The sequence below is a fragment of the Agrobacterium sp. CG160-95 genome (assembly GCF_053521725.1).
This window is the reverse complement of the sequence record NZ_JBNWDU010000008.1, coordinates 13254-26193: the sequence shown is the minus strand read 5'-3', so window position 1 is coordinate 26193 and position 12940 is coordinate 13254. Positions and strand designations below refer to the sequence as shown.

The window sequence follows — 12940 nt, the reverse complement described above, 5'->3', positions numbered from 1 at the left end:
GGAATGACACAATGGCAAGTATAGAGCTTCGTCAGGTCAAAAAAACATATGGCGCCCTCGACGTCATCAAGGGTATCGATCTCGATATCAAGCACGGCGAGTTCTGTGTTTTCGTCGGCCCGTCCGGTTGCGGAAAATCGACGCTGCTGCGCATGATCTCCGGTCTTGAAGAGCTGAGCGGCGGCGATATCGTCATCGGCGGCGATGTGGTGAACGCGGTTCCGGCTGCCGATCGCGGGCTTGCCATGGTGTTCCAGTCCTACGCGCTCTACCCGCATATGACGGTCCGGGAAAACCTGTCCTTCGGCCTGGAAAACATCGGCACTCCGAAAAAAGACATCGTCGAGAAGGTCTCACAGGTGTCCAAGATGCTGCAGATCGACCAGCTGCTTGAGCGGCGGCCGAAGGATCTGTCGGGCGGCCAGCGACAGCGCGTCGCGATCGGTCGCGCTGTCGTGCGCGAACCGCGGGTTTTCCTGTTTGACGAGCCGCTGTCGAACCTCGATGCGGAACTGCGCGTGGATATGCGCGGCGAGATTTCCAGCCTGCATCGGCGTCTTGGCAATACCATGATCTATGTGACCCACGATCAGGTGGAGGCCATGACGATGGCCGACAAGATTGCCGTGCTGCGCGCCGGAAAGCTCGAGCAGTTCGGCGTTCCCCTCGATCTTTATAATCGCCCCGCAAACCTTTTCGTAGCAGGCTTCATCGGTTCGCCGAAGATGAACTTCTTCGCCGGCGAAGTAGTAGCAGAAGGTCAGCCGTCCCTTAAAATCGCGACCGGCGAATTGATCCCGTTGCCGCAGAGCGGCTTTTCCTACGCACCCGGCCAGAGGGTCACGCTCGGCATTCGCCCCAACCATGTGCAGCCCACACCGGATGGTGCGGTGACCATGTCCGTGCGCACGGCAGAGCAGCTCGGCGGGGAATCCTATCTCTATGGCAACCTCGGTGACGGCAGCCACGTCACCCTGCATCTTGCGGGGCAGACATCGACATCAGCTGGCGAAGTCATCCGCATGTCGGCGCCGCTCCAACATATCCACCTCTTCGATACGAAAAGCGGGCTTACGCTGAAGCAGGACTAAGCCTCCGTCGCCACGCCCCCGTAAAGCAGGACCTTTGACATGACCGACAAAAAACTCCGTTCCTCCCGCTGGTTCGCGCCCGACGATCTGCGCAGTTTCGGCCACCGCTCACGCATGATGCAGCTTGGCTATTCGGAGGAGGATTTTGCCGGCAAGCCCGTCATCGGCATTCTCAACACTTGGTCGGAGCTGAATACCTGTCACTCGCATTTTCCCGAACGTGTGAAGGATGTGAAGCGCGGCGTTCTACAGGCAGGTGGCTTCCCGGTCGAGATGCCCTCGCTTTCGGTCGATGAGAGTTTCACCAAGCCGACCTCCATGCTCTATCGCAACATGCTCGCCATGGAGACGGAGGAAATGATCCGTTCGCATCCGCTGGATGGCGTGGTGCTGATGGGTGGTTGCGACAAGACCACCCCCGGCCTCGTCATGGGAGCGATCTCGGCCGGCGTGCCGATGATCTATCTTCCGGCCGGGCCGATGCTGCGCGGCAACTATGCCGGCAAGGTGCTGGGCTCCGGCTCCGATGCCTGGAAATACTGGGACGAGCGCCGGGCCGGTAACGTGACCGATGAAGAATGGCGCGGCGTGCAGGGCGGCATTGCCCGCTCCGCCGGCGTCTGCATGACCATGGGTACGGCATCGACCATGACGGCAATCACCGATGCGCTCGGTCTCACTTTGCCCGGCGCTTCCTCCATCCCGGCGGTGGACGCCGAACACCAACGCATGTCGGCAGGCTGTGGCCGTCGCATTGTGGAAATGGTGGCCGAGGAGCTGACCCCGGATCGTATTCTGACTGCGCCCGCGTTTCGGAATGCGGCCATCGTTGCCATGGCGACCGGTTGTTCCACCAATGCCGTCGTGCATCTGATTGCCATGGCGCGCCGCGCCGGTGTGCCGATGACGCTGGACGAGCTGGACGAACTCGGCCGCGTGACGCCGCTTATCGCCAATGTTCGCCCCTCCGGCAAAGATTACCTGATGGAGGATTTTTACTATGCGGGCGGTCTGCGAGCCCTGATGAAGCAGATCGAAAGCCGTCTAGACTGTTCCGTGCTCACCGTCACCGGCCGCAGCATGGGCGAAAACCTCGAAGGCGCGCGGGTCTATAATGACGACGTCATCCGCTCGCTGGATAACCCTGTTTACGCTGAAGGATCGCTTGCCGTTCTACGCGGCAATCTCTGCCCGGATGGTGCTGTGATCAAGCCCGCCGCCTGCGATCCGAAACTCCATTTCCATGAAGGTCCGGCGCTGGTCTTCGATAGCTACCCTGAGATGAAGGCGGCGATCGACGATGAAAATCTGGATGTGACGCCCGATCACGTTCTGGTTCTGCGTAATGCGGGCCCGCTTGGCGGCCCAGGCTTTCCCGAATGGGGCATGTTGCCCATCCCCAAGGCGCTGATCAAGAAGGGTCACCGCGATATGGTGCGCATTTCCGATGCCCGCATGTCCGGCACCTCCTATGGCGCCTGCGTTCTTCATGTCGCGCCGGAAAGCTTCGTCGGCGGTCCACTTGCCCTGCTGAAGACCGGCGATATCGTGCGGCTCGATCTGCCCCAGCGCCGTCTCGACATGCTGGTCAGCGAAGAGGAGATCGCCCAGCGTCGGGCCGCATGGCAGGCGCCGCCGCCGCGTTACGAGCGTGGTTATGGCTACATCTTCTCGAAACACGTTACCCAGGCGGATGCCGGATGCGATTTCGATTTCCTGCAGACGGATTTCGGCCGCACAGCTGGCGAACCCGACATATTCTGAGACGGGAGCGCGCAAAATGATGAAACGTTTGCTGATTACGGGCGCCGGCGGCAAGCTGGGCAGCATGTTGCGCGGCAGGCTCGGCCATCTCGCGGAGATCATCCGCCTTTCGGATGTGGTTGATATGGGTGCGGCGGCAGCGAATGAAGAGATCATCCGCTGCTCTCTGGAGGACGGTGGCGCCGTCCATACGCTGGTCAAGGATTGCGACGGCATCGTCCATCTCGGCGGCATCTCCGTCGAAAAGGCTTACGATCCCATCGAGGCCGCCAATCTGCGCGGTGTCTATAATCTTTACGAGGCAGCAAGGCTTGCTGGCATGCCACGCATCCTGTTTGCCTCCAGCAACCACACCATCGGATATTATCCGCAGGGTGAGCAGCTATCGCCGCAGACGCCGTTTTTGCCGGATGGCCTTTACGGCGTCTCGAAGATTTTCGGCGAGGCAATGGCGAGCCTCTACCATTCCAAATTCGGACAGGAAACGGCCATCGTCCGCATTGGCTCCTGCGAAGAGAAGCCCACCAACTGGCGCATGTTATCCACCTGGCTCAGCCATGACGATCTGGTCTCCCTGGTAGAGGCCGTATTTCACGCGCCAAAACTCGGTTGCCTGGTCATCTGGGGCGTCTCTGCCAATGACGACAGCTGGTGGGATAATTCCCACGTCGATTTTCTCGGCTGGCAGCGGCGGGATAATGCCGCACGCTTCCGGGCCGATATCGAACGGGATGTCCCTCGCCCTGATCCGGATGCCGCAATCGCGAAATACCAGGGCGGCGTTTTCATAGACGAACCGATCCACAAAAACTGATGTGCAGACACTCACGCTATTCGAGGAGAATAAGATGAATACAGAAACCAGGGAAAAATTGATGACGGTTTCCGTCGCCACCCTCGCAACCGCACTCTACAAGCGCGGCCTGCGCAACCAGGTCATTCAGGGCGTCCACCCGCTTGGCCACAAGGGCGCGAACATGGTCGGGCCTGCATTCACGCTGCGTTACATGCCCGCCCGCGAAGACCGCAACCAGCTGGTGGAATTCCGCAACCCAGCACATCCCCAGCGCGTCGCCATTGAGACCTGCCCGCCCGGCCACGTACTGGTCATGGACAGCCGCAAAGACCCGAGCGCCGCATCCGCTGGTGATATTCTTATCACCCGCCTGATGGTGCGCGGTGCTGCCGGCGTCGTTACGGATGGCGGTTTCCGCGATGCTGCGACGATTGCGGAGCTGGATATTCCAGCCTACCACACCCGACCATCCAGCCCTACAAACCTCACGAAACACGAAGCAATTGAAATCAACGGCCCCATCGGCTGCGGCGATGCCCCGATTTTCCCCGGGGATATCATTGTCGGTGATGCGGATTGCGTCATCGTCATCCCCGCCGGAATTGCCGACGAAATCGCGACAGAAGCGGTGGAAATGACCGCTTACGAGGATTTCGTGGTCGAACAGGTGAAGGGCGGCGCAACCATCATCGGTCTTTATCCCTGCACGAAGGACGAACACCAGAAAGCTTTCGCCGTATGGCGCGAACAGAGAGACCGTTCGGGCGCGTGAGCCGAACAGAACGCTTGCCGGTTTCGTCCGCAATGCCTTGAAGCAAGCCTGCATGGGTAGCGTCCCACTCATGCAGGCGGACTCGCATGTACAATAATACCAAGTCGCCGAAGCGACTGGGCCGACGACTTTTTCGCACTAAAAACCGGCCCGAAATGGGTTTCTGTCGATAGTCGTAAAATGATCCCCTGGAGTTTGTGGTGTTTGGTAACACCCGCAAAAACACATTGACTATGCCTATATTTCCATTAATCTGGATATATGGAACAAGAACAAGCTATTCTCGCTTTGGCGGCGCTTGCCCAGCCAACCCGTCTCGAAACTTTTCGGCTTCTTGTGCGGCACGCACCGGAAGGCTTGCCGGCGGGTGACATCGCGCGCGCGCTGGTGGTGCCGCAAAACACCATGTCCGCGCATCTGAATGTTCTGTCACGCGCGGGCCTCGTATCATCGCAACGCCAGAGCAGAATCATCATGTATCGCGCGCAGATAGAACAGCTTCGCGACATGACGCTGTTTCTCCTGAAAGATTGTTGTGGTGGATCGGCAGAGCTTTGCGCTCCGCTGATCGCCGAGTTGACGCCCTGCTGCACTCCACACGCGGGAAAGTCCGCCTGATGTCCACATTTGAACGTTACCTAACCGTCTGGGTGTTTCTGTGCATCATCGTCGGTGTCGCCCTCGGCCATTTGCTGCCCGGCGTCTTCCAGCTCATTGGCGCGGCCGAGATTGCCAAGGTGAATATCCCGGTCGCAATCCTGATCTGGCTGATGATCATTCCGATGCTTCTGAAGATCGATTTCCGCTCTCTCACGCAGGTCGGCACCTACTGGCGGGGTATCGGCGTCACGCTGTTCATCAACTGGGCCGTCAAGCCGTTCTCGATGGCGTTGCTGGGCTGGCTCTTCATCGGCTGGCTGTTCCGCCCCTATCTTCCCGCTGACCAGATCGACTCCTATATTGCGGGACTGATCATTCTTGCCGCAGCGCCCTGCACTGCCATGGTCTTTGTGTGGTCTAACCTGACACGCGGCGAACCACTATTCACGCTCTCGCAGGTCGCACTCAACGATGCGATCATGGTCATCGCCTTTGCTCCCATTGTCGGCCTTTTGCTTGGCCTGTCCGCAATCACCGTTCCATGGGACACGCTCGTCCTCTCCGTTGCCCTCTATATCGTCGTGCCCGTCTTCCTCGCGCAGTTCATCCGGCACCGGCTCATGGCGGACGGAACGTCACGGATGCTCGATCGCATTCTCGCAAGGCTGCAGCCGATTTCGCTGCTAGCGCTGCTTGCAACACTGGTTCTTCTCTTCGCCTTCCAGGGCGAGCAGATTATCGCCCAACCGGCCGTTATTGGCTTGCTTGCAATCCCCATCCTTATCCAGGTCTATCTGAACTCCGGGCTCGCCTATCTTCTGAACCGGATGAGCGGCGAACGGCACTGCATTGCCGGTCCGTCGGCACTGATCGGTGCAAGCAATTTCTTCGAACTCGCAGTTGCGGCCGCTATCAGCCTGTTCGGTTTTCAATCAGGCGCAGCACTGGCAACCGTTGTCGGTGTCCTCATCGAGGTTCCGGTCATGCTCTCGGTCGTCTGGATCGTGAACCGCTCGAAGGATTGGTACGAGGCGGCCCCAGCCGTTTCCCGAAACACAATTACCGAAAGGCAATGAGCATGGACGTCACCATCTATCACAACCCGGATTGCGGCACTTCGCGCAACACCCTCGCACTCATTGAGCACGCCGGTATTCAACCCACTGTGATCGAGTATCTGAAAACCCCGCCGAGCCGCGAGCAACTCGTCAAGATGATCGCCGACGCCGGGCTGACCGTCCGCGAGGCGATCCGCGAGAAGGGCACGCCCTATACGGTGCTTGGGCTTGGATATCCTGAACTGACCGATGACCAGTTGATCGATGCCATGCTCGAGACGCCAATCCTGATCAACCGGCCATTCGTCATCACCCCGATGGGTACGCGGTTGTCGCGCCCCTCGGAAGTGGTTCTGGATATACTTCCGGCAGACGCATTCAAGGGGCCGTTTACCAAAGAAGACGGCGAACAGGTCCTCGATGATGAAGGAAAGCGCATTGCCTGACACATTCCCCGCACTTGAGGGCCAGCACCTGCACGCGATTGATCTCGATGCTCTGCGTCCGGCCTTTTCGACACATAAGCCCCGCATTCTGATCCTCTACGGTTCGCTACGCGAGGTATCCTACAGTCGTTTGCTTGCCTTCGAAGCAGGGCGGCTGCTCGAACGGCTTGGATGCGAAGTTCGGATATTCGATCCGAAGGGCCTGCCTTTGCCCGACGAAGCACCGGTGAGCCACCCGAAGGTGCAGGAATTGCGTGAGCTCTCGCAATGGTCGGAAGGGCAGGTTTGGGTAAGCCCCGAGCGCCACGGCGCGATGACCGGCATCATGAAGTCGCAGATCGACTGGATTCCTCTCTCACTCGGATCTGTTCGCCCGACACAGGGCAAGACGCTCGCCGTCATGGAGGTTTCCGGCGGCAGCCAGTCCTTCAATGCCGTGAACCAGATGCGTATCCTCGGGCGATGGATGCGGATGATCACCATCCCCAACCAATCGTCGGTCGCAAGGGCGTATCAGGAGTTCGATGCTAGCGGACGGATGAAGCCGTCTCCCTATTACGACCGGGTGGTAGATGTCTGCGAGGAGCTGGTGAAGTTCACCATCATGACCCGCGATGCCTCGGCCTATTTGACCGACCGCTACAGCGAGCGGAAGGAAGAAGCGGTCGAGTTGGAGAAGCGGGTCTCCCTGAAATCGATCTGACGACCTAGGTTGTTGCGGTGGCTGGCCGCCGACAGGATGCTGCCACCGCAACGAATGCCGTGATGCTGACCGCGCCGAGACATGCGTTTCCAATGAGTGACAGGCTCAGGCCAAAGTTTTCCATGGACGCCGCGAACGCGAAGGGTGCCCCGGCTCCGAGCGCCAGTCGAGCTGCCGCCATCTTGCCCGTGATCGCGCCATACCCTTCCGATCCGAACAGATAGAGTGGCAGGCTGCCCTGCGCGATGCTGTTGATGCCTGACCCAAGCCCGAGGCAGATTGCGAACGCGACTGCCCCCGGTAGCCAGTCTCGCGTTGCCAGCAAGATCAGGATGCCGAACACGATCAGCACCGCCGACAGGACGGCGAGCGCTGGCGGCGACAGGTTCTTTCCGAAGACCATGTTGATCAGGCGGCTTGCGACCTGTGCCGGACCGAACAGAGATCCTATAACTACTGCCGCGCCACCTAGCCCGATGGAACCGAGCATCGGCACCATGTGCGCGAGGATCGCGGCAAGCGAAAATCCGAGAAGCGCGAAGGCGAACGACACCATGATCATGCTTCGGCGGCGCGCATCGTGGGGGATTGCTCCGATTATGGCTTCGCGAGGGACGGCCGCATCCGCATTCGGTCCGGTCTTGCCGACGCGCATGATCCAGACGTGTAGAGGCATGCAAAGGAACAGATTCAGCGCTGCAAAGACCAGATAGATCTCACGCCACGACATCCATTCGGAAAGCGCGGCCGAGATCGGCCAGAAGATCGTCGATGCGAACCCACCGATCAGCGTGAGGTAGGTGATGCTCCTGGATGCGGTTCTGGGATCGCTTTCGACCAGCGTCGCGAATGCGGCCTGATACTGCACCATTCCGGACGATACCTCGAGCAGGATGATGGCAACGGCGAAGATTGCGACTGACGGTGACCAGGCACAGAGCGACAGCATCAAGGCCGCAAGGCCTGAGCCGACCGTCATCACCGTGGCGGCTCCGATCCTATCCATCTGCCTGCCGATATAGGTTGCCGACAGACCTCCGATGAAAAGCGACACCGAGAAGACGCCAAATACCTCCGCCAATGTCAGGTCGAGGTCTTCCGCCATGCCGGGGGCAAGAATACTGAAACTGTAATAGAGAGTGCCGTAACCGATGATCTGCGTGAGGCCAAGCGCTGAGACGATGCCAGCAGGTACTTTCGAATTATGCAACGACATTGCCCCCATCGGAGGAAGTGCCGGCCGGACTGGCGCATCCATCGCTTCGCTCGACATTCTCCAGAATCGCCGGATGTTCGGCACAACAGTCTTCTACCAGGAATTTCACAAGCTCGGCCAAAGTGTCGTAGCTGGCGCTGTAAAGGATAGACCTCGATATTCGTCGTTGCGAGACCAGGCCAGACCGCTCCAGTTCCTTGAGATGAAACGACACGTTCGTCGCCGAGACGCCCATGCGCTCGGCGATTGCACCGGCGGCCAGTCCGTCAGGACCGGCAACGACAAGTGCTCGAACGATCGCGAGGCGCGTCTCCTGAGAGAGGGCAGCAAATGCCGAAAGAGCCTGATGCTGATCCATACTTCAATAATCCTTGAATTATTGAAGTATGGATAGCGAACGGCGATGCCATCGGCAAGGCAATTTCTTCCCGAGATCACACTTGCCCCTCTGGAACATACGTAGGCGTTCGCGGCGACGGGGCTATGAGCGGCGTATGCTCTACGCCTTGCGCGCGTTCTTGTGAAACGCCTCTGATGCGAAACCGGCGAGTTCGCGAATGAAGAAATCGAGCACCGTCGAAGGCTTTTCAGCGGACCGCGTGGCAATAACGAAGGTGGACTGGATACGGGTCTTTGCTGCCATCAACGGCCGGAAAATTCCTTTCTGGACCCAATCATCCGCATAATGATCAGGCAGATACCCAACATAGTGGCCGGACATCACGAACATCGCCTGCGCCTCCATGTTGGAGGCCGAAGCGCGCGCCCGTGCCTGCGGAAAATATTGCAGCTCACGCATATTGGCATAGGGCCGCACGACAAAATCGAAGGATTCGATGCGCTCGACGGAAAGTTCGGCATCGGGAAGATGAAAGAGCTGGTGTCCCTTCGCGCAATACAGTGAATGCGCCTCTTCCCTGAAGCGCGAAAGCTTCAGGCCCTGATACGGCAGCGTTTCCGGTAAAAGTGCGATGTCCAGGCCGCCATTGGCAATTTCCGACAACAGGGCGTCCGGCGTGTCGATCACCAGCTCGATACGTGCTTCCGGTGCCTTTTCGCTGATGCGGGCGATGATCCGGTGAATGGGCAGGTCGTGATCGGTAATCGTGTTGTCCACAAGTCCCAGTCGCAACGTACCGGTAATACGGTTCTTGAGCGTACCGATATCGCTTTCGAAGGCGTTCAGCGCCAGGAACAGCACTTTCGAACGCTCATGTACGAGCGCGCCGCGATCCGTCAATTCAAAACCGGATCGCCCTCGCCGACACAGCTTGAAACCGAGCCTGTCTTCCAGCGCCTTGATATGGAAACTGACAGCGGACTGGCTCAGCCCGAGCGTGATTTGCGCGCCGAGAAAACTCTTGTGCTCCACGACGGCGCGGAAGACGGCGAGAGAACGAAGGTCGGATTGCGCGAGCTGCATGGGGACCGTTACATCAATTTTACAAATATAAACTCCATCAGTTTCCTATTTTTCTGGAATAATGTCCATGGTTTCCTCCTCCCCAATCACAAACCAATAAGGGAACGAAACCATGCAAAACCTGCCCACTCTGAAATCTCTCACGCTCTGCGCAGTCTTCGCCGTCAGCCTCGGCGCATCCGCCCATGCCGCCGATCTTCTGGAAAAGATCAAGGCCGATAAGGTTTTCACTGTCGCAACCGAGGCCCGGTTTGCGCCGTTCGAATTTGTCGAGGACGGCAAGATCGTCGGTTATTCCGCTGACATCATGCAAGAAGTCATGAAAGCCTTGCCGGGCGTTGAGCTGAAGCGTCTCGATCTGCCCTGGCAGGGCATCCTGCCAGGCCTTGCCGCCAGCCGCTTCGATTATGTCGTGACCTCGGTCACCGTGACGCCGGAACGCATGAAGGCCTACAAGCTCTCAGCACCCGTTGCCGATGCGACGATGGCAATCCTGAAACGCAAGGGCGATGCCGAGATCTCCAAGCCGGAAGATATCGCGGGTAAGCCCGTCGGCTCGCAGGCGGGCTCCGCGCAGCTCAAGGCGCTTGAGACGTTTTCCGCCGAACTGAAGGCGGCCGGCAAGGATGCCACGACGGTCTCCAGCTACACGGATTTCTCGGAAGCTTATGCCGACCTCGGTGCCGGGCGCCTGCGCGCCGTCGTCAACTCGCTTCCAAACCTTCTGGAAGCTGCACGCCAGCGGCCGGATGCTTTTGAAGTCGTTCTGCCGACCTTCGGACCGAAGACCTATTTCTCATGGGCGGGCCGCAACGATACTGACAGTGCGACGCTAAATGCCTTCATGGACAGTGAATTGGCAAAGCTCAATGCATCCGGCAAACTGGCCGAATTCCAGAAGAAATGGTTCGGCGCGCAGATGGAGCTTCCCGCCACTCTGCCGGCGACTGAGTGACCGGCAGGTCGAACCGGTCATGGACAAGATATCTTTTGCCATCTGGCCGGTTCTTGTGGACGGCCTCTTCACCACGCTGACCGTCAGCCTTTCGGCGCTTCTTCTGGGAGCGCCGCTGGCCCTTCTCCTCGCGGCCTGCGGTCGCAGCGGCCGCCTGCCCCGCCTGGCATCCGGTCTCTACATCTCCTTCTGGCGAGGCACGCCCATTCTAGTCCAGCTGCTGATCGTCTTCTACGTCCTGCCACTTCTGGGGCTGGATCTGACGCCGGTTGCTGCCGCAACTTTGGCGCTGGCGCTAAACACAGCCGCCTTCCAGTCGGAGATATACAGGGCAGGCCTGCAATCCATTCCAAAGGGAGAACGGGAAGCCGCCGCCATGCTCGGCCTTTCCGCAGGTCGTACATTCCTGCACATTGAAGTGCCTCAGGCCTTCAGAACCATGTTGCCGGCACTTGTCGGCGAGATACAGGCTCTCGTGAAGAACTCCTCACTCGTTTCGGTCATCGCCGTCACCGACTTGACGCGCCGTGCCCAGCAATATGCAGCAACCACCTTCCGGCCACTCGACGCCTATCTCTCGGCTCTCCTGCTTTATGTCGCGGTTGGAGCGCTGCTTGCGGGAATAGGCCTCCTTGTCGAACGCCACCTGACAAAGGGAGCGACGCGATGATTTCCGGCTTCCTGAACGATATTCCTCTCTATGCGGCCGGGTTGTTCACAACACTGACAGTTTCCATTGCGGGTATCGCGCTGGCCGTCATCATCGGTATCGTGCTGGCTGCGGCGCTACGGTCGCGGTACATGGCCATCTCCCTGCCGGTAAGGCTTTATGTGGAGTTTGCCCGCGGCGCGCCGCTCGCGCTGATCCTGTTTCTTTTCTATTATGGCGGCCCGCAATTGGGGCTGATCCTCAGCCCCTATGCCGCCGGCATCGTCGGTCTCGGCCTCTATGGCGCTGGCCCCTTTGCGGAGATTTTCCGCGCCGGTTTCAATGCCGTTCCAAGAGGCGAGATCGAAGCGGCGGGAATGCTGGGCATTACCTCCGGCGACACCTTTCTCCACATCCAGATGCCGCAGGCGCTGGCACTGACGCTGCCGGCTTCCGTCGGCCAGGCCATTAATCTCGTCAAGGAATCCGCCGTTCTGTCCGTCATCACGCTCAGCGAGCTGACCAAGGTCGCCGGTACGATCAGCTCGATCACCTTCGCGGTCGTAACCCCTTATCTCACCATTGCCCTGCTCTACTGGGCAATCGTCGAAATCCTGTCGCGGCTCGGCCTCTATCTCGAACGCCGCCTTTCCACCGAAGGCTCCTGACATGAGCGAACGAACAGTTGTTATTTCCGCGCGCGGCCTGGAGAAAAGGTTCGGTGACAAGACCGTTCTGAAAGGCATCGATCTCGACATTCATATGGGTGATGTCCTGTGCATCATCGGACCTTCGGGATCGGGCAAGAGCACGCTTCTGCGCTCGCTTGCATTTCTCGATCCCTATGACGCGGGTGATGTCGATGTCTTCGGCCGCCTGATCGGCTGGCGTGAAACCCCGCTTGGCCGCGAACGCGCCGGTCCGAAAGAACTGGCAGAGACGCGCCGCCCGCTTGGAATGGTCTTTCAGCACTTTCATCTGTGGCCGCATATGAGCGTCATCAAAAACGTGACATTGGCGCTCAGGCTCGTCCATGGTCTTCCCCAGGCCGAAGCGATAAAGCGCGGCCGCGCCATGCTGGATAAAGTCGGGCTTGCCGCTTTCGCTGACCGCCGACCCGACGGCCTGTCTGGTGGGCAGAAGCAACGCGTCGCCATCGCCCGCGCACTGGCGGTGAACCCCCGCGCCATGCTGTTCGACGAACCGACCTCCGCACTCGATCCCGAACTTGTCGGTGAAGTGCTTTCCGTCATGAAGACGCTCGCGGCGGAAGGAATGACCATGGTCATCGTCACGCACGAAATGGGTTTTGCCGCGCATGCGGCCAACCGTGTCGTCTTCATGGATGACGGCGAGATCGTCGAGGAAGGCGCGCCGCAGACGCTTTTCAGTAATCCGAAGAGCGAACGCCTTTCACAATTTCTGCAAACCTGGCGCGAGCGCGCACTTTGATATCTGAAAGGACAT

15 protein-coding genes are annotated in these 12940 nt (G+C 59.2%); 12 read left to right on the top strand and 3 right to left on the bottom strand.

Annotated elements, in window-relative coordinates; genetic code table 11:
• Positions 1 to 11: 11 nt before the first annotated feature.
• From ACQZ63_RS22975 to arsH, 8 genes are all read left to right on the top strand, one after another.
• Positions 12 to 1091: an ABC transporter ATP-binding protein gene (locus tag ACQZ63_RS22975; RefSeq protein WP_003518045.1), complete on the top strand. Its 1080-nt coding sequence runs from the start codon at positions 12 to 14 to the stop codon at positions 1089 to 1091.
• A gap of 39 nt (positions 1092 to 1130) precedes the next feature.
• Complete coding sequence (araD, locus tag ACQZ63_RS22970) at positions 1131 to 2855, top strand: L-arabinonate dehydratase (protein WP_003518044.1); 1725 nt, start codon at positions 1131 to 1133, stop codon at positions 2853 to 2855.
• A gap of 16 nt (positions 2856 to 2871) precedes the next feature.
• Entirely contained in the window at positions 2872 to 3669 is a 798-nt protein-coding gene (locus ACQZ63_RS22965) for an NAD-dependent epimerase/dehydratase family protein (RefSeq protein ID WP_111802063.1), read from the top strand.
• Between the two features lie 34 nt (positions 3670 to 3703).
• Complete coding sequence (locus tag ACQZ63_RS22960) at positions 3704 to 4423, top strand: ribonuclease activity regulator RraA (RefSeq protein WP_003518042.1); 720 nt, start codon at positions 3704 to 3706, stop codon at positions 4421 to 4423.
• Positions 4424 to 4684: 261 nt separating this feature from the next.
• Complete coding sequence (locus ACQZ63_RS22955; protein WP_003518041.1) at positions 4685 to 5041, top strand: ArsR/SmtB family transcription factor; 357 nt, start codon at positions 4685 to 4687, stop codon at positions 5039 to 5041.
• Positions 5041 to 6099, top strand: a complete 1059-nt coding sequence (gene arsB / locus ACQZ63_RS22950) for an ACR3 family arsenite efflux transporter (RefSeq protein ID WP_111788747.1) — start codon at positions 5041 to 5043, stop codon at positions 6097 to 6099. Before ACQZ63_RS22955 ends, arsB begins: the two co-directional genes overlap by 1 nt.
• A gap of 2 nt (positions 6100 to 6101) precedes the next feature.
• Positions 6102 to 6527, top strand: coding sequence for an arsenate reductase (glutaredoxin) (gene arsC / locus ACQZ63_RS22945; RefSeq protein WP_003518039.1), 426 nt, complete (start codon positions 6102 to 6104; stop codon positions 6525 to 6527).
• A complete protein-coding gene (gene arsH, locus ACQZ63_RS22940) occupies positions 6502 to 7230 on the top strand; it encodes an arsenical resistance protein ArsH (RefSeq protein ID WP_035199836.1) in 729 nt (242 codons plus the stop codon). Before arsC ends, arsH begins: the two co-directional genes overlap by 26 nt.
• A 4-nt stretch (positions 7231 to 7234) precedes the next feature.
• Here arsH and arsK read toward each other — a convergent pair whose 3' ends face one another.
• From arsK to ACQZ63_RS22925, 3 genes are all read right to left on the bottom strand, one after another.
• On the bottom strand, positions 7235 to 8446 hold the full coding sequence (arsK, locus tag ACQZ63_RS22935) for an arsenite efflux MFS transporter ArsK (protein ID WP_111802064.1): 1212 nt from the start codon (positions 8444 to 8446) through the stop codon (positions 7235 to 7237).
• On the bottom strand, positions 8433 to 8804 hold the full coding sequence (locus tag ACQZ63_RS22930; RefSeq protein WP_013761980.1) for an ArsR/SmtB family transcription factor: 372 nt from the start codon (positions 8802 to 8804) through the stop codon (positions 8433 to 8435). The genes arsK and ACQZ63_RS22930 overlap by 14 nt, the downstream gene beginning before the upstream one ends.
• 141 nt (positions 8805 to 8945) lie before the next feature.
• Entirely contained in the window at positions 8946 to 9869 is a 924-nt protein-coding gene (locus ACQZ63_RS22925) for a LysR family transcriptional regulator (RefSeq protein ID WP_003518035.1), read from the bottom strand.
• Positions 9870 to 9981: 112 nt separating this feature from the next.
• Between ACQZ63_RS22925 and ACQZ63_RS22920 the strand changes: the two genes are divergently transcribed.
• From ACQZ63_RS22920 to ACQZ63_RS22905, 4 genes are read left to right on the top strand one after another with little or no spacing between them, the layout of a single operon-like run.
• Positions 9982 to 10824 (top strand): transporter substrate-binding domain-containing protein, encoded by an 843-nt coding sequence (locus ACQZ63_RS22920; RefSeq protein WP_111788743.1) that lies wholly within the window; start codon positions 9982 to 9984, stop codon positions 10822 to 10824.
• A gap of 19 nt (positions 10825 to 10843) precedes the next feature.
• On the top strand, positions 10844 to 11494 hold the full coding sequence (locus ACQZ63_RS22915) for an amino acid ABC transporter permease (protein WP_035199833.1): 651 nt from the start codon (positions 10844 to 10846) through the stop codon (positions 11492 to 11494).
• Positions 11491 to 12141: an amino acid ABC transporter permease gene (locus ACQZ63_RS22910; protein WP_003518030.1), complete on the top strand. Its 651-nt coding sequence runs from the start codon at positions 11491 to 11493 to the stop codon at positions 12139 to 12141. The genes ACQZ63_RS22915 and ACQZ63_RS22910 overlap by 4 nt, the downstream gene beginning before the upstream one ends.
• 1 nt (position 12142) lies before the next feature.
• Positions 12143 to 12925, top strand: a complete 783-nt coding sequence (locus ACQZ63_RS22905; protein ID WP_111802065.1) for an amino acid ABC transporter ATP-binding protein — start codon at positions 12143 to 12145, stop codon at positions 12923 to 12925.
• The last annotated feature ends 15 nt before the right edge of the window (positions 12926 to 12940 follow it).

Bases quoted from the DNA above. Each gene is read 5' to 3' on its own strand.
- ACQZ63_RS22975 (WP_003518045.1), top strand. From the start codon at position 12: ATGGCAAGTATAGAGCTTCGTCAGGTCAAAAAAACATATGGCGCCCTC.
- araD (WP_003518044.1), top strand. From the start codon at position 1,131: ATGACCGACAAAAAACTCCGTTCCTCCCGCTGGTTCGCGCCCGACGAT.
- ACQZ63_RS22965 (WP_111802063.1), top strand. From the start codon at position 2,872: ATGATGAAACGTTTGCTGATTACGGGCGCCGGCGGCAAGCTGGGCAGC.
- ACQZ63_RS22960 (WP_003518042.1), top strand. From the start codon at position 3,704: ATGAATACAGAAACCAGGGAAAAATTGATGACGGTTTCCGTCGCCACC.
- ACQZ63_RS22955 (WP_003518041.1), top strand. From the start codon at position 4,685: ATGGAACAAGAACAAGCTATTCTCGCTTTGGCGGCGCTTGCCCAGCCA.
- arsB (WP_111788747.1), top strand. From the start codon at position 5,041: ATGTCCACATTTGAACGTTACCTAACCGTCTGGGTGTTTCTGTGCATC.
- arsC (WP_003518039.1), top strand. From the start codon at position 6,102: ATGGACGTCACCATCTATCACAACCCGGATTGCGGCACTTCGCGCAAC.
- arsH (WP_035199836.1), top strand. From the start codon at position 6,502: ATGATGAAGGAAAGCGCATTGCCTGACACATTCCCCGCACTTGAGGGC.
- arsK (WP_111802064.1), bottom strand. From the start codon at position 8,446: ATGTCGTTGCATAATTCGAAAGTACCTGCTGGCATCGTCTCAGCGCTT.
- ACQZ63_RS22930 (WP_013761980.1), bottom strand. From the start codon at position 8,804: ATGGATCAGCATCAGGCTCTTTCGGCATTTGCTGCCCTCTCTCAGGAG.
- ACQZ63_RS22925 (WP_003518035.1), bottom strand. From the start codon at position 9,869: ATGCAGCTCGCGCAATCCGACCTTCGTTCTCTCGCCGTCTTCCGCGCC.
- ACQZ63_RS22920 (WP_111788743.1), top strand. From the start codon at position 9,982: ATGCAAAACCTGCCCACTCTGAAATCTCTCACGCTCTGCGCAGTCTTC.
- ACQZ63_RS22915 (WP_035199833.1), top strand. From the start codon at position 10,844: ATGGACAAGATATCTTTTGCCATCTGGCCGGTTCTTGTGGACGGCCTC.
- ACQZ63_RS22910 (WP_003518030.1), top strand. From the start codon at position 11,491: ATGATTTCCGGCTTCCTGAACGATATTCCTCTCTATGCGGCCGGGTTG.
- ACQZ63_RS22905 (WP_111802065.1), top strand. From the start codon at position 12,143: ATGAGCGAACGAACAGTTGTTATTTCCGCGCGCGGCCTGGAGAAAAGG.